Genomic DNA, 16,346 nt, shown 5'->3' with positions numbered 1-16,346 from the left:
CCGAACGTGTCCACAACGCCCAACGTTTCCACAGCACCGTACGGAACCTGGCCCTCACCGATCGACGCGGCACTCGCCGCCTCGCACGACGGACGCCCGGACCACGTCGGCACCGTCGGCGAGGAGGTGTGGTGGACCGAGCCGCGCCCGGCCCAGGGCGGCCGGCGGGCGCTGGTGCGCCGGCGCGCGGACGGCACCACCGCAGCCGTGCTGCCCGCACCGTGGAACGCCCGCAGCCGGGTCATCGAGTACGGCGGGCAGCCCTGGGCCGGCACCGAGCGCACCGAGGGCGGCCCGCTCGTCGTCTTCGTCCACTTCACCGACCAGCGGCTCTACGCCTACGCCCCCGACGGCCCCGACGAACCCTGGCCGCTCACTCCCGTGTCGGACATCGGCGGCGGACTGCGCTGGGTGGACCCGGAGCTGCACCTCGACCGGGGTGCCCAGGGCGAAGTCTGGTGTGTCCTGGAGGAGTTCACCGGCGAGGCCCCGACCGATGTGCGCCGGGTCGTCGCCGCCGTGCCGCTGGACGGATCGGCCGCCGACGACCGCACCGCCGTACGCGAACTCTCCGACGACCGGCACCGGTTCGTCACGGGGCCGCGGCTCTCGCACGACGGGCGGCGGGCCGCGTGGATCGCCTGGGACCACCCGCGGATGCCCTGGGACGGCACGGTGGTGATGCTGGCCGAGGTCACCGAGGAGGGCACCTTCACCGGCGTACGCCCGCTCGTCGGCGACATCGACGAGTCCGTCTGCCAGATCGAATGGGACCGGGACGGCACGCTGCTGTTCGTCTCGGACCTCGGCGACTGGTGGGAACTCCAGCGCATCAGGCCCGACGCCCCGGCGGGCGGAGCCCTCCCCACCAGCCGGCTCTGCTCCGGCCGGGGCGAGGAGTTCGGCGGGGCGCTGTGGAAGGTCGGGCTGCGCTGGTTCCGGCCGCTGGACAACGGACTGATCGCCGTCATCCACGGCAGGGGCACCACCCGGCTCGGCGTGCTCGACCCGGAGACCGGGGAACTCGCCGATGTGCCGGGGCCCTGGACGGCCTGGGCCGACACGCTCGCCGTGCGGGGCAGCAGGGTCATCGGCGTCGCCGCGAGCCCGCGCAGCGGTGCCGAGGTGGTGGAGCTGGACACCGCGACCGGACACACCCTGATCATCGGCGCACCCCACCGCGACGCGGTCGATCCCGCGTACTACCCCGAACCCCGCGACCGTACCTTCACCGGTCCCGACGGCCGCGAGATCCACGCCCACATCTACCCGCCGCACAGCCCCGACCGCAGCGGGCCGGAGGGGGAGCTCCCGCCGTACGTGGTCTGGGCGCACGGCGGCCCGACCGGCCACGCGCCGCTCGTCCTCGACCTGGAGATCGCCTACTTCACCTCGCGCGGCATCGGTGTCGCCGAGGTCAACTACGGCGGCTCCACCGGCTACGGCCGCCGCTACCGCGAACGGCTGCGCGGTCAGTGGGGCGTCGTCGACGTGGAGGACTGCGCCGCCGTCGCCGAGGCGCTGGCCGCCGAGGGCTCGGCCGACCGGGACCGCCTCGCGATCAGGGGCGGCAGCGCGGGCGGCTGGACCACCGCCGCCTCGCTGACATCCACCGGCCTCTACGCCTGCGGGACGATCAGCTACCCCATCCTCGACCTCGCGGGCTGGGCCACCGACGAGACCCACGACTTCGAGTCGCGGTATCTGGAATCACTCGTCGGACCGTTCGCCGAGGTGCCGGAGCGCTACCGCGAGCGTTCGCCGATGCACCGCACCGACCGCCTCACCACACCGTTCCTGCTGCTCCAGGGGCTCGACGACGTGATCTGCCCGCCCGCCCAGTGCGAGCGGTTCCTCGCGGCCGTCGAGGGCCGCGGCATCGCGCACGCGTACATCGCCTTCGAGGGGGAGAGCCATGGGTTCCGGCGCGCGGACACCATGATCCGCGCGCTGGAGGCCGAACTCTCCCTCTACGCCCAGACGTTCGGCATCGACCGCCCCGACGTCCCGCGGCTGGAGCTGAGGAAGTGACCCCCGAACCGGCGGGTTCCACGAAGCCGCGCGACTCCCGCGCCCCGCTGGAACCCCTCGCCCGGCCCGCCCGGCTGCGACCCGGTGCGCGGGTCGCGGTGGTGGCGCCCAGCGGACCGGTGCCCGCCGACCGGCTGGCGGTGGGCCTCGATCTGCTGCGCGGCTGGGATCTGGAGCCGGTCGTCGCCCCTCATGTCCTTCAGGCCCACCCCGAGTTGGACTACCTCGCCGGAACGGATGAGAACCGTGCCGCCGATCTCCAGGACGCCTGGTGCGACCCGTCCGTCGATGCCGTGCTGTGCGCCCGCGGCGGCTACGGCGCCCACCGCATGGTCGATCTGCTGGACTGGCCGGCGATCCGGGCGGCCGGGCCGAAGGTGTTCGTCGGGTACAGCGACATCACCGTGCTCCACGAGGCGTTCGCCCTGCGGGCCGGGTTCTCCACGCTGCACGGTCCGATGGTCGCGACCGAGGTGTTCCTCAAGGACGCGCCCACCCAGGAACATCTGCGCGCCACACTGTTCGCGCCCGAGTCCGTGCGCACCCTCGGCCTGGACACGGCGGCGGTGCTGGTGCCCGGCCGGGCCCGGGGCGTCACGTACGGCGGCTGTGTCAGCATGCTCGCCGCCGACCTGGGCACTCCGGGGGCCCGGACGTCGGCCCGGGGCGGGCTGCTGGCGATCGAGGACGTCACGGAGGACCCCTACCGGCTCGACGGCATCCTCACCAGGCTGCTGCGGGCCGGGGCGCTCGACGCCATCTCCGGTGTGGTGTGCGGATCGTGGGAGGAGTGCGGCCCCTATGAACAGGTGCGTGCGGTCCTCGCCGACCGGCTCGGCGGCCTGGGCGTACCCGTCGTCGAGGAGCTGGGCTTCGGGCACTCGCCGTCGGCGCTGACGATTCCGCTGGGCGTGCCCGCGGTGCTGGACGCCCCGGCGGACGGTGGCCGCCCCACGCTGACGGTGGAGGTCCCCGCGCTGATGTGAGACCGCGGGGGCCGGGGCCGGATCAGGGGCCGCGGAACGCGGGGTCGGCGCCGCGGGATTCGGGCCGCTGCGGACCCGGCCCCGGCGTGTGTGCAGAGCGTGAACATCTTTCAGGAAACGCTGTCCTGGGCGTTGACGCGGCTATGACGCCTGCCACACCATGGGCCCGGCCCAATACTTACCGGTCGGTAAGGTGTCCTCGGTGTGGAGGTCTACGTGTCAGGTGCTGTCTCCCGGTTCCGCAAGCCACTCATCGCCGTCGCGGGGGCGGCCCTCGCCGCCCCCCTCGCGTTCGCCGGGCCGGCGCAGGCCGATGCCGCCCCATACACCGTCACCCCACTGAAGTTCACCGTTCAGGCCGGTGGTCGCTCCTGCACCGTCGATGCCGACCTCTACCGCCCCGCCGGGGTCGACGCCGCCCACCCGGCCCCCGCGGTCCTCGCCACCAACGGCTTCGGCGGCAGCAAGTCCGACGGCTCGACGGACACCATCGGCAAGGCCTTCGCCGCCCGCGGCTATGTGGGCCTCGTCTACTCGGGCCTCGGCTTCGGCGAGTCCGGCTGTCTCATCACGCTCGATGACCCCGCCGTCGACGGTGCGGCGGCGAGCGGACTCGTCGACTTCCTCGCCGGGACCCGTGCCGCCGACGACGGCACCGAGGCGGACTTCGTCACCAAGGACGGCAAGGGCGACCCGCGCGTCGGCATGATCGGCGGCTCGTACGGCGGCGCCGTACAGATGGCCACCGCCGCCGTCGACCGCCGGGTGGACGCCCTCGTCCCGCTGATCACCTGGAACGACCTCGGATACGCCCTCGCGCCCAACAACACCGGGGCGCGCGCCGGGGTCTCCTCCGACACCCCGGGCGTCTTCAAGTGGCAGTGGACCAACGGGTTCTACCTGATCGGGGAGGGGCAGACCGTCCTGAACCCGAGCCTCGACCCGTCCCGGTTCGGCAGCCTGGACTGCCTGCACTTCGCCGCCCGCGCCTGCGAGACCATCCGGCTGCTCAACTCCGGCCGCTACCCCGCGGACAAGGCCGCCGCGATGCTCGCGTACGCGCGCAGCGTCTCACCCGTCTCCTACCTCGGACAGGTCAAGGCCCCCACCTTGCTCGTCCAGGGCCAGGCCGACAGCCTGTTCAACCTGGACGAGGCCACCGCCACGTACAAGACCCTCAAGGCCCAGGGCACCACGGCGAAGATGATCTGGCAGGCATGGGGCCACAGCGGCGGCCAGACGGACGGCGAACTCGACCTGGGACAGGGCAATCTGGAGACGAGCTACGTCGGACAGCGCGTCCTCGCCTGGTTCGACCGCTACCTCCAGAAGAAGACGGACACCGACACCGGCCCCGCGCTCGCGTACTACCGTGACTGGCGGAGCGGATACGGCACCGCGGCCGCCGTGCCGTCCCTGTCGCAGAAGATGTATCTCTCCGGCGACGGCAAGCTGGTCGACAACCGCTCCAAGGTGATCCGCGGCAGCCGCCAGTACACCAACTGGCTCGTGCCGACCAGCCACTCCGAGAGCTCCCTCGCCGGTGTCATCGGCCTGCCCGACCCGAAGCCGTACGACACCAAGGGCACCTACCTCGGCTGGACCAGCGCCCCGCTGACCTCGCCCGTCGATGTCGTCGGCGCTCCGAAGGCCACCCTGAAGGTCGTCTCGCCGAAGACGGAACGCGTCCAGAACAGCGGGGACGCCGCCGACAAGCTCGTCCTGTTCGCCAAGGTGTACGACGTGGCCCCCGACGGCAGTAAGAAGCTGGTGAACCGGCTGGTCTCGCCCGTCCGCGTGCCCGACGTCACCGTGCCCTTCACCGTGGAGCTTCCTGGCATCGTCCACCGGTACGAGGCGGGGCACCGGCTCGAATTCGTGATCGCGGCCAGCGACTCGGCGTACTTCGGCAACCGGGGCATCAAGCCGGTCACCGTCGTGAGCGCCCCGCAGGACACAGGAGTGCTGGAACTCCCGGTGGTCCCCGCAGGCTGACCGCCGCCCCCGCTGCCCCCGCCGCCTCCCGCCCCGTCGTATCACCCGAACGGCCGTACTGCACCGCCCCCCGGTCCGGGGATGGAGACATCCTTGGACCCGGGGGCGGCTGTCGTACGCGGTACGGCGCCGGGCCGGACACGAGGAGCCAGCGAAAGGGCCTGACCATGAGCCCCAAGGACGTATCGAGCGGCGGCAAGGGCAGCACGGGGCTGTTCACCCCGGCACGCATCGCCGTTGCCGTCGTGGCCGTGCTCGCGCTCGTCTTCATCTGCGTGAACACCGGCGACGTCACCATCCGGCTGATCGTCCCCGAGGTCTCGATGCCGCTCTGGCTCGCCCTGCTGGGCGTGTTCGCGGCCGGGCTGCTCTGCGGCGGCTATGTGTTCCGCCGGCGCACGAAGTAGCGGCGTGCGACGCCGGAACGCGCCGGGCGGCGACCGGTCATCGCACGCGCCCCGGCGTACGCACGCGGATCGGCTGTTCGCCGCGTCGTGCGCACGCGGACCGGCAGGGTGCCGCGTCGTACGCTGAGCGGATGCCCGAGCCGACCGAGCCCCTCCCGCCCGCCGCGTACCTGGCCGAAGGCCCCAGGACGGCGCTGCGGCCCTTCACCCGCGCGGACGCCGAGGAGTTCACCGCCCGCGCGAGGGAGAGCCGCGCCCTCCACCATCCGTGGCTCTTCCCGCCGGAGGACCCCGACGCCTACGCTGATTACGCCGGTCACCTCCGCACGGACCCGTCCCGGGAGGGTTTCCTCGTCTGTGAACGCGCCGCGGGCGGTGGCATCGCCGGATTCATCAACATCAACAACATCGTCCTCGGCGGATTCTGCTGCGGCGCCCTGGGCTACGGGGCCTTCGCGCACGCGGCGGGGCGCGGGCTGATGACCGAGGCGCTGGGCCTCGTCGTCGCCCACGCCTTCGGACCGCTCGGCCTGCACCGCCTGGAGGCCAACATCCAGCCCGCCAACGCGCCCTCGATCGCGCTGGTCCGGCAGGCCGGGTTCCGGCTGGAGGGCCTCTCCCCGGACTTCCTCTTCGTCGACGGCGCCTGGCGCGACCACGAACGGTGGGCGATCACGGCCCGGTGAGGGGCCGACCCTCTTCCCCCGCGGACACGACGCACCGACCCGCCACCGATCCGCCTCCGATCCGCCTCCGATCCGCCTCCGGCCCGTCGCTGTCCTCGGCCAACTGCCGTACGGCGGCGGGTCGGACCGCCGCTCGGGCAACCCGGGCGTCGTTCACCCAGGTCAGCCCTGCCGGCCAGATAAGAGGCGCGGGTCCGCCGCCATCCGGGTGGGGCGACCCGCACACGCGTCTCCTCTTCATGCACTCTTCGCCCATCTGTCGCCGTTACGGCCCGGTTCCTCCCCGCTTTCTGTGGCTAGCTTTCAGTCGCCCCCCGACGCTCGATCCGCCACGGAGAGATCCATGTGTAGCCCGACCCACCGGCCCGACGGTCCGCTGCTGCCCGCCGCCGGCCGCCGTTCCTTCCTGCGTGCCACCGCGCTCACCGGTGCCGCGACCGCCGCCACCGGTCTGCTGGCCGCCGGTCCCGCCGCCGCTCTTCCGCAGCAGGCCACCGCGGCGGGCGCGGGCCGTCATCCGGACCCCGAACACCCGCGGTTCACCGTCGTGGTCATGCCGGACACCCAGTACCTCTTCGACGGGGCCAGCATCCACAAGGCGCCGGTCGAGGCATCGCTGCGCTATGTGCTCGACAACGGGCGCGACGAGAACATCGTCTTCCTGTCCCATCTGGGCGACCTGACCGAAAGCGGTCAGGCGAGCGAATTCGGGGCGATCGGCGAGGCGTTCGAGCTGCTCGACCGGCGGCGGGTCGGCTACAGCGTCGTCGCGGGCAACCACGACATCACGTCGTCCACCGACGACCAGCGTGGCCGCACCCCGTATCTGGACACCTTCGGCCCGCAGCGCATGCGGCGCCTGCCGACGTTCGGCGGGGCGACCCCGGACGGCTACAACACGTACCACCTGTTCCGCGCCGCCGGCCGCGAGTGGCTGGTGCTGGCGCTCGACTGGCGGCCGTCGGCGGCCGGGCTGGCCTGGGCGCGCGACATCATCGCCCGGCACCCGCACACGCCGGTCATCCTCACCACGCACGAGCTCGTGTACGCCGACGCGGACGGCGACGAGGCGGAGTTCTCCGACCACGGCAGACATCTGTGGGACGAGCTGATAGCCGACCACGACCAGATCTTCCTCACCCTCAACGGGCACTACTGGCCCGCCGGACGGACCACCCGCAAGAACGCGGCGGGCAATGATGTGCACCTGCACATCACCAACTACCAGAACCGCTACTACGGCGGCAGTGCGATGATCCGCCTCTACCGCTTCGACCTGGCCAGGAACACCATCGACGTGGAGACGATCTCCCCGTGGGTCCTGGGCCGAGCGGGCGAAAAGCTCAACGATCTGGAGCGCGGCGAGATCGAGCTGACCGGCCCCCAGGACCGGTTCTCCGTCCCCGTCGACTTCACGCAGCGGTTTGCGGGCTTTGCTCCCGTCCCCGTACGCGGCCCCCGCCCGGCCGCGCGCATGCTGGTGCGCGGCACGGTCGCGTACTGGCGCTTCGACGGCGGGCGCCGGGACGGCTCGGCCGCCGACGCCGCCCTGCGCGTCCCCGACCTCTCGGGCCACCGCAACGACCTGGTGCGCCAGGACGTCCCCGGCAGCGGGCCCGACGCACTGCGCTGGTCGACCGCGCACCACCCGGACCAGCCGGGCCACGGCAGCCTCTACTTCGACGGCGGGAAGCCACCGCTGCGGGGCGCGTACCTGCGTACCGTGAACAACGCGCCGATCAACACCCGGACATTCAGGTCCGGTTACACCGTCGAGGCATTTCTCCGCGTGCCCGCCGACTGGGACGCCGGGCACCACGCCTGGGGCGGTGTCCTCGGCCGGCAGGGCACACTCCGCGCGGCGGGCAAGACCGCCGGCGACCCGGAGGAGCCCGTGGCCACCCTGTCCCTGTCGGACGGTCCCGGACTCCAGTGGGCGGCCGCGCCGCTCAACCAGCCAGGGTCCGTCACCCACTGGAGCCACGAGCTGACACGTGACCGGTGGTATCACGTGGCCCTCGTCAACGACGGCAAGCACACGACGATGTACGTCGACGGCTGCGTCGTCGCACGCAATCCCGCCACCCGCACCATCGGGCTGGCCACGGCCGGACTGCCATGGCTGCTCGGCGGCTACGAGTACGGCGGGAAACTCGACCAGTTGATGCACGGCTGGATCGGGGACGTCAGGATCGTCGAACGTGCCCTTCGTGCGAGGGACTTCATGATCGCGTGAGTCGTCCGGGGCCGGAAGGCCGGGGTGCGGGCGGGTGTCCTCGCCCCGGCACCTTCCCGCCCCGTCGACGGGCGGCCGGGGCCGCCACCACGGGCTTTTCGGGTTTTAATCGTGTTGATCATCACGCTGTCGTTACTGACCGTATGGGCTAGCGTGCCGAAGCGTGAATACTCAGAACTCATATGACCGGAGCACTTCCGCAGGTGAAGCGCTTGTTCGGGCCCTTTTCGGCGACCGGCTGGAGAAGGTGCACGAGCCTTGGCGCGATCTGTTCCGCGCCGAGCGGTTCAGCTACCGGGAGGGGCTGACACCGCAGGAGCGCGCCACTCTCTCCTATGAACGGTTACGCGCGGTCAACGATGCGATGGACAGTCCCGAGGAGCTCGTGACCGACGTGGAGCGTCTCAGCGCGTTCCACGAGTGGGCCGGACCCGCCGACCCCGCAATGGCGACCGTGGCGAGTATCCACTACAACCTGTTCCTCGGCAGCCTCCTTGATCTCGGACCCGGGCAGGAGCGCGACCTGCGCGCATACATCGCGATGGCTCGCACGGGGACGTTCCTGTGCACCGAGGCCGGACACGGCAACAGCGCCTCGCAGCTGGAGACGACAGCCGTGTACGACGCGGCGGCCGGCGCGTTCGTCCTGCATACGCCCACACCCGGTGCGCGCAAATTCATGCCGAACACCAGCTCGACGGGAGGGCCCAAGACCGCGGTCGTCGCGGCCCGGCTGATCACGGACGGCACGGACCGGGGAGTCTTCCTCTTCCTCACGCCGCTCAGCGACGACACCGGGAGCCCGCTGCCGGGAGTGGAGATACACAGGCTGCCGCAGACCGCCAGCAGCCCCGTGGACCACTGCGTGACCTCGTTCACCCACGTCCGCCTGCCCCACGACGCACTCCTCCAGGGCGATCACGGGCGGCTGACGCCGGAGGGCGTGTTCACGAGCTCCATCGGCAGCCCCCGCATGCGATTCCTGCGCTCCATAGGCCGCGTCACCACCGGAAAACTCTGCATGAGCGCCTACAGCCTGGGAACCGCCCGCCAGGCCCTGGCCGTGGCCCTGCGTCATGCTCACAACAGGCACACGGCGAGCGTGACCCCGCGCAGGACCGTCCCCCTGTTCGCCCATCGCAGCCACCACACCCCGCTCCTCGACGCCGTTGCCACGACCTACGCCGCGACCCTGCTGCACCGCACGGCCCTGCGGCGGTGGGCAGAGGGAACGGAGGACCAACGCGAAGACGGTGAACGGTTCATCGCCATAGCCAAGGGCTGGATCACGTGGCAGGCACGCGCTGTCATGACCGAGTGCCGCGAGCGCTGCGGTGCGCAGGGACTGCTCCTGGCCAACGGAATCGCCGGTCAGCTGGCGGCCAATGAGGGCACCATCACCGCGGAGGGCGACAACCTGGTCATCTGGGTCAAGGCGGCCGGTGAGATGCTCCTCGGCCACTTCACTCCGGAAGAGGCCGGCTCCACACCGCCGGGGGAGCGCGAACTCACTGATCCGGCCTTCCTCCAGGAGCTCCTGGCGGACATTGAGCGCATCTGGCAACAACGGGCGCGAACACGCCTGCGCGGCGCCGAGCCCGGCAATCCGCTCAACCGCTGGAACGTGGCCGTCACTCCCGCCCTCAAGCTGGTCGACGCCCATGCCCACCGACAGGCCGCCGAAGCCCTGCTGGCCGCCGCCGAGGAAACTCCCGACTCCGAGGCTCAAGAGATTCTGCGGTCTCTGCACCGTCTGTTCGCCCTCCGTCAGATCAGCGGCCACAGCGGAGACCTGCTCGCCGAGGGGCGCCTGACGCCCGACCAGGTCAGGTCGCTCCCCGACCTCGCCGAGGCGTCGGTCGCCGATCTCGAACCGAAGGCGATGACCCTCGGCCAGGGGCTCTTCGTCGCCGACGACGTGCTCCTCCGCTACCCCATCAACCAGCCGGACACCACGGGATGCGGGGTCTCCTGAGAGCCGTTCCCGAGTTGTTCAGTGACTTTCAGCTCTGCCGGGAGGGACGCTCGCCGGCCGATCCGGTGCGCGGACCGGTGGGCCCCGACAGAGCTGAGAGTCGTCGACTCCCCGCTCGGCCGGCCGGCGGCTGTCGATCAACTCGGGCGCGTATCGCCGACGGACTGGGGGCCCGCGTGCCGCATCTCCCGGGGGCACACCCCGAAGCGCTGTCGGAATGCCGTGCTGAGCGCGCTCGAGGAGGAGAATCCCGACGCATACGCCAGCTCGGTGATCGTCATATGCCGGTACGCGGGTGCCGTCAGCCGGTCCCGTACCAACCGCAGCCGTTCCTCGCGGATCAGCTCGCGGGGGGTCGTCCCGGCATGCCGCAGGGCCAGCTGCACCTGGCGCAGCGACCAGCCCAGCGCCTGTGCCACGGTGATGCCGGTCATCCCGGGGTCGGCCGCATGCTCGCGGATGTACCGGCGGACCATCGTCTCCACATCGGTCAGATGGCCCGGGGCAGTGGGGCGGTCGTCTCCTGCGGCGAGCATGCACAGCAGCTCGACCAGCCGGTCCGACACCGCGTCGAACTGGCCCGTGGTGAGGGTGTCGCGCTCCTCGTGCAGTGCGGTCAGCATGTCGCCCACCACCCGGCCCAGGCCGGAGGTCAGGTCGATGCCCGCGGTGAGCGGCGACGACCGGTTCAATCGTCCGTTCACCTCCTGAGCGGCGATCGACATGATGAGCGCCCGCGCGGAGACGTCCTGCCGGAGCTCGAACGGTGTGGCGAATGTGACCAGGCACCCGGCCCCCGGCGCCAGCCGCAACTCCTGGTCGCCCTGCCGCATCACCATCTCCCCGGTGACCGGTAGCAGCAAGCGGTAGTCCTCGTCCGGGGCGTGCCGTGCCTGGCCCGCGGTCCGGGTGTACGTGATCGTGTCCGACCAGAACATGACGAGCTGATGGGTGTCCGTGCACTGGCGGATCGTCCCCGCGTGAAAGTCGTCGGTGCGCGGGTAGCCGTAGCCCATCCGGCTTTGATATGACGTCACGTGCTCGCTCCAGAAGTCGGTGCGCTCGCGCAAGGTCACGTCCCGGGTCGTCGATGAATGCACGACGTAGGTTTCCGAGGACATCGAGGACACCCTTCACCGCAGCCTTCTCATAGTGTGCCCATCCCCGGTCGGTTCTCACGCTCACCGCATCAAGCGTTGCGCACCGTGACAACTTTCTTACGCGCAGGCGCAATTCCCGGCACGCGATCCAGCCCTACGGTCAGTCACAGGATTCGCTGTGCGCCAGGGCAGGGCGGGTCCCCGCCCGACTGAGGTGGGCCGGCTCCGCAACCGTCCCACCTGGGGGAGGAACCCGTGGGTCTTATCCAGAGGCCCATGTACCTGACTGAGGATCAAGATGGCGAGTGACAGGATGATCCAGAACCTGCGTGGGCGGCACCGGACATCCCGTGCCGTCCCGAGCGGTCCATTGACCCGTAGAGCCGTGGGGCTGACGCTGGCCGCAGGGGTCGCGGGCGCGAGCGTGGGAGTGTTCGGAGCCGGACCTGCGGCCGCGGACCCGGTATCGCTCGAACTGCGGTACGTGTGCTCGGTCCAGATGCTCCCCGACCGGGCAGGCACGGTGGAGATCGACTCGGATGTCCCGACGTCGGCTGTGGTCGGCAAGCCCACCTCGAAGTTCGTCATCCATGCGGCGGTGCCGGTGAACGCGGCTGACGCGAAGGGGCTGCGCAGCGCCGGTATCAAGGTCATCAAGGGCACGGTGGACGCGAAGGTCCGCGTGACGGCGCCGGGGGGCGACACCAACCTCAAGGTGCCCTTCCACGTGGCCAGAACCGACGTCCCGGACTCCGGACCGTTCTCGGTCGAGGCGACCGGCGTCGCGCCGAAGCTCACCTTCAGCCGGTCGGGCAGGGCGAAGATCACCGTCGGTGACCTCATCGCGCACGTCACCGCGAGTGGCGGCATGACGGTCCGACTCGACGTGCCGTGCAAGCTGGACAGCGGGCAGAACAACGTCGTGGCATCGCTCGACATCACCGGGACGAGAACGACGACCGGCCCGACCCCGTCCAAGGTGCCGGTAGCGGCCACCTCGGGCACCACTGGGTCACCGAACCCGAGCGAAGGTGCGAGGGCGGGTGCGACCGCGGAAGGCTCGGCCGGCCCCTCCGGCGGCCTGGCCACGACTGGCAGCCAGGGCGTCATGAGTCTGATCCCGCTGGTCGCGGGAACCGTTGTCCTAGGGGCCCTTGCCGTGGCCGCCGCTTTCCGCTTCCGTTCACGCGCCAGGTGACCAGGGCGAACCCTGACATCCGCGGACGAGGACGCGAGAAACCCCGGGGTCCGATTCAGGCGCCGGAAGGGTGCTGCGGTGGCCCGCCGGGAAGCTCACCCTGTGTGATCCGTCGAGCCGGGCGATCCGACGCCGAGTCAATGAGAGGTGCTTCGGGCCAGGTGCCCCGGGAGGGCCGGGGCACCGGTGACAACGGACCCGGTGAACACCGTTGCGGTGTGCGGCTTCCTGAACGACGAAGCCAAGGGTGAGGACAGGCGCATGAGGACGACACGTCACACACTGTGGGGATGGGTGGCGCTCGCCGTGGTGACCGTGGGAGTGGCGGTCACCATCGCCATCCGGGCGGGAACCGGGGATGTGGACCCGGGCGGGCTGGCGTTGGGGCTGGTCAGCCTGATGCTGGCGATAGCGGGCCTGTACCAGGCGACGCTCTCCCAGACCTCGCAGGACACCGACACCGCCGGACTCGCCGACCGCCTCGCCGACCACATCAGGAAACGTGAGGAGGAAGCCCGCCGAAGACTCCTCGGCGGCAGCGACCGCACCATCAACGTCGAGTTCACCTTCCTCCCCTCCCCGGTCCACCACGCCACGGGCGCGGCAGCACCCCGGGGCACGTTGGAAGACATTGCCACCCACTACCGCGATCTCCGGCTCGGCCGCCTCGTCATCACCGGCGCACCCGGAGCCGGCAAGACCGTACTCGCTCTCCACCTCATGCTGCGCCTCCTCGCCGACCGGGCGCCGGGCGCACCCGTTCCCGTACGCCTGTCCTTGTCCACCTTCGACCCCAGGCGGTACCAGCTCGCCGACTGGCTCGCCGACCAGCTCACCCGCACCTACCAGCTACGCCCCGCCGCGGCAGCCGCCCTTGTCACCGCCCGACTGATCCTCCCCGTGCTCGACGGGCTCGACGAAATGGACGCCGGAGAGGCTCCCGGGGACGACTCCCGTGCCGCAGCCGCTCTGGAGGCCATGAACAGCTACCTCCACGGCACCACCAAGGGCCGGCTCGTGCTCACCTGCCGCAGCAGCGCCTACGCCGCTCTCGAAGGTGCGGAACTGTGGGCGGAGGACGCCTCCCGGATCGACATCGCCCCCGTCGACCCGGCCGCGACCGAGGCGTTCGTCGCCGCCCGCGCCCGCAGACCGGCCCGCTGGGAACCCGTCCTGGACGCACTCCGCGCCGCCCCGGAAAGTCCCTTGGCCCAGAGCCTGTCCACACCCTGGCGCCTGACCGTAGCCCTCGCCGTCCACGACGAACGTCACCCCGGCGGTGGCTGGGTCCGCGATCCCGTGGATCTCCTCGCGCTCACCCCGCGAACCCCCGAACAGATCCGGGACCACCTGCTGAATCTGTTCATCCTCGCCGCTTCCTCGACAGGTGGCACCACAGCGCCCTACACCCAGTTGCAGATACGCACCTGGCTGACGGTCCTCGCCCGCTACCTGCACACCAACACCATCAGCCGCCGCGAAGTGGCCGGACGGCAGCTGTCAGGCACCGACCTCGTACTCCATGAACTGTGGCCGCTCACCGGCCACCGCCGCGCCCGCACCGTCCAGGTCGTGCTGACCGTCGCGGTGTGGGCCACCATCGACCTGCCTGCCGCCCTGCTCGACTCCTGGCACGTGTACGCGGCGAACGTGACGCTCATGGTGGTGGGCAGTCTTCTCATCGGAATCCCACCGTGGCCCGTACCGTCCCGGCTGGAACGAGTGAACGGCGGAGGCCCGGCGGCAGGACGCCAGCTCGTGAACGGGCTTGTGGGAGGGCTCTTCTGGGGAGGGCTCATCGTCGTGGTCGACATGGGGAATGTCATCGGGCCGGTGGCCGGGCTCGTGTACGGCCTGGTGGTGGGGCTCGCCGGTGGAGCGATGGTCGGAGTCGGGCTGGCGGGTGTGCTCTCGGACGCACCCGAATTCGGCAGATCACATGGAAACGCGTCGCCGCGCCGCCTGGTGCGGGACGACCTCGCGAGCGGGTTCGCGACCGGCCTCGTGGTCGGCCTCGGGTTCGTGCCGTACTACTGGTTCGCCGGGGGCCCCGTCATCGCGCTCGGGGCAGTGATCATCTACATGCTTCTGTTCGGTCTCGGCGGCGGGCGGGCGCTCGCACTCCTCTACAACCGTCTGTTCAGATGCGGGTACCGGGGCGCGCTCGACTCGCTGTTCAGGCCCTGGCGGGTGTTCGGACCCCTTTTCAGGACCGGCGCCGGCCCGGCCCTCGGCGCTGCGGGTGTCCGCTACATGGCTTTCCTGCTCTGCACCCGCCGCTGGTGGTCCGGCCAACCGCTGCCCTGGCGCCTCGGCCGTTTCCTCGACTGGTGCTGCGACGCGGGTCTGACGCGTACCGCCGGGATTGCCTACCAGTTCCGCCACCGCGAGCTCCAGGACTTCCTCATCCGCGGCCACATGCCCCACGACCCGCCGAACCGCGCCACCTCCGCACAGGCAACACGACACTGAGCGTCTTCCCGAAGGGGGCGTGAAGGCAGCGCGGAGCGAGGCGGAGCGGCCGTCGCCCCGGTGTCATGCCGCGCCCGGCGCCCGCCGTTCCTTGTAGTTCACCTATGTGGCGGAGCACGTGGAACATGTCCTCGCGAGAGGACTCGAAGACGGGAGTTCTACGTTCGCGTCCGCCCTGGCATCGGACCTTCTCGCCAACGACTTCGATGACCCCAGCGGCCACCAGAGCAGGCTTCCAGACACGATCGTTCCAAGCCTTGAAGTGGATTCGATTTCCCTGTGAGGTGAGGACGACGAGCCGGACGGTTACCGGCTTCCGTTGGCGGGCTTCGAGCGCGGTCGCGGGTGGCTCGGGGTTGCGCCACGGGAGCGTGCACTCCGCGGGCGGGAAGCGAGCGAAGTGCTCCCGTGAGCGATGTGCCAGCGCAGGGGACTGAGGGATGTCACGCTCCTTCCCGCCCTTCGGCAGGCAGAAATGGGGTTGTCCCTTGACATCCCAACGCAGTTGACGCCGTATGTGCACAGTCTCAACGGCGAAGTCGAAATCGGTCTCAGCGAGGCCGAACGCCTCACCCTGGCGGAGGCCGAGTCCCAGCCCGTAGTCCATTGCGAACCCCTCCCGATCGGGCAGTTGGGCCCGGACGGCGCTCACGGTTGAGCGTCGCCACGCCTTGGCCTTCCTCTGTGTCCGTTTAGGAGGCTTGACCGTGCGATGAGCCGTGCAAGGGGTCTTCAGCAGGCACTTGTCGTGAACTGCGGCGTTGAAGATCGTGACCAAGTGAACCCAGGTCACCTCGGCGGTGGAGTCCTCGACCTGGGACAGTAATTCCGCCTCGAAGGTGCGTAGGGCCGAGGCGTCGACGTCTCGAAGCGGAAGGTCCCCCATGAGCGGAACGATGTGGTTCCAGACCCGACTGCGCATCGGCGCTGCCTTGGACGGTTCATCTGTTCGACCAGGGCGCGTAGGCGGTTGTCGTTGGCGTGGTGGTTTCGCCAGATGATGTAGCGGCGGATCATGCTGCCCTGGGCTTTGTGGGTGGAGTGGTCGGTGCCGTCGAGGGTGAAGTAGCGCAGGGCGGTGAACTGGGCCTCGATGCGGTTCAGCCAGGAGGAGTTGGTCGGGGTGCAGGCGATCTCGACGTTGTTGGCCTCGGCCCAGTCGGCGACCCGGCGGCACTTCCTGGTGGTCAGGTGCGGGGAGTAGAAGCCCCTATGTTTCGTCAAGCGGCAGAAGGGGGTTGACTCGCGGCCAGGGGTTGG

The 16,346-nt window shown here is 70.5% G+C and carries 10 protein-coding genes and 1 pseudogene; 9 read left to right on the top strand and 2 right to left on the bottom strand.

Annotated elements, in window-relative coordinates; translation table 11 throughout:
* Positions 1-6 precede the first annotated feature (6 nt).
* The 7 genes from A6A29_RS24300 to A6A29_RS24270 all read left to right on the top strand — a co-directional run bounded on the left by A6A29_RS24300 (position 7) and on the right by A6A29_RS24270 (position 10,316).
* Positions 7-2,031 (top strand): S9 family peptidase, encoded by a 2,025-nt coding sequence (locus A6A29_RS24300; protein WP_073722791.1) that lies wholly within the window; start codon positions 7-9, stop codon positions 2,029-2,031.
* The gene (locus tag A6A29_RS24295) at positions 2,028-3,017 is read left to right on the top strand and encodes a S66 peptidase family protein (protein ID WP_241838639.1); all 990 of its coding nucleotides are present in this window, start codon (positions 2,028-2,030) and stop codon (positions 3,015-3,017) included. Before A6A29_RS24300 ends, A6A29_RS24295 begins: the two co-directional genes overlap by 4 nt.
* Before the next feature lie 204 nt (positions 3,018-3,221).
* Positions 3,222-5,012: a CocE/NonD family hydrolase gene (locus A6A29_RS24290; protein ID WP_073722789.1), complete on the top strand. Its 1,791-nt coding sequence runs from the start codon at positions 3,222-3,224 to the stop codon at positions 5,010-5,012.
* A gap of 167 nt (positions 5,013-5,179) precedes the next feature.
* Positions 5,180-5,419 carry a LapA family protein gene (locus A6A29_RS24285; protein ID WP_073722787.1) on the top strand — a complete coding sequence of 80 codons (240 nt, stop codon included), beginning with the start codon at positions 5,180-5,182 and terminating at the stop codon, positions 5,417-5,419.
* 131 nt (positions 5,420-5,550) lie between these two features.
* Positions 5,551-6,105: a GNAT family N-acetyltransferase gene (locus A6A29_RS24280; RefSeq protein ID WP_073722785.1), complete on the top strand. Its 555-nt coding sequence runs from the start codon at positions 5,551-5,553 to the stop codon at positions 6,103-6,105.
* Positions 6,106-6,448: 343 nt separating this feature from the next.
* On the top strand, positions 6,449-8,341 hold the full coding sequence (locus A6A29_RS24275) for a LamG-like jellyroll fold domain-containing protein (RefSeq protein ID WP_073722783.1): 1,893 nt from the start codon (positions 6,449-6,451) through the stop codon (positions 8,339-8,341).
* Between the two features lie 163 nt (positions 8,342-8,504).
* Entirely contained in the window at positions 8,505-10,316 is a 1,812-nt protein-coding gene (locus A6A29_RS24270; protein ID WP_073722781.1) for an acyl-CoA dehydrogenase family protein, read from the top strand.
* A 137-nt stretch (positions 10,317-10,453) separates the two neighbouring features.
* Here A6A29_RS24270 and A6A29_RS24265 read toward each other — a convergent pair whose 3' ends face one another.
* Entirely contained in the window at positions 10,454-11,437 is a 984-nt protein-coding gene (locus A6A29_RS24265; RefSeq protein WP_073722779.1) for a helix-turn-helix domain-containing protein, read from the bottom strand.
* 364 nt (positions 11,438-11,801) lie between these two features.
* On the opposite strand from A6A29_RS24265, the gene A6A29_RS24260 reads away from it, so the two are divergent.
* Together A6A29_RS24260 and A6A29_RS24255 are read left to right on the top strand one after the other, a co-directional pair.
* On the top strand, positions 11,802-12,614 hold the full coding sequence (locus tag A6A29_RS24260; protein ID WP_073722777.1) for a DUF6801 domain-containing protein: 813 nt from the start codon (positions 11,802-11,804) through the stop codon (positions 12,612-12,614).
* A 261-nt stretch (positions 12,615-12,875) separates the two neighbouring features.
* Entirely contained in the window at positions 12,876-15,086 is a 2,211-nt protein-coding gene (locus A6A29_RS24255; protein ID WP_158074461.1) for an NACHT domain-containing protein, read from the top strand.
* A 939-nt stretch (positions 15,087-16,025) separates the two neighbouring features.
* Here A6A29_RS24255 and A6A29_RS47870 read toward each other — a convergent pair.
* Positions 16,026-16,346, bottom strand: a pseudogene (locus A6A29_RS47870) (hypothetical protein); the annotation flags it as partial.

This window comes from Streptomyces sp. TSRI0281 (assembly GCF_001905125.1).
In the GTDB taxonomy this organism is placed as follows: domain Bacteria; phylum Actinomycetota; class Actinomycetes; order Streptomycetales; family Streptomycetaceae; genus Streptomyces.
The sequence above is the reverse complement of the archived record's forward strand: the minus strand, read 5'-3'. Positions and strand labels throughout refer to the sequence as shown.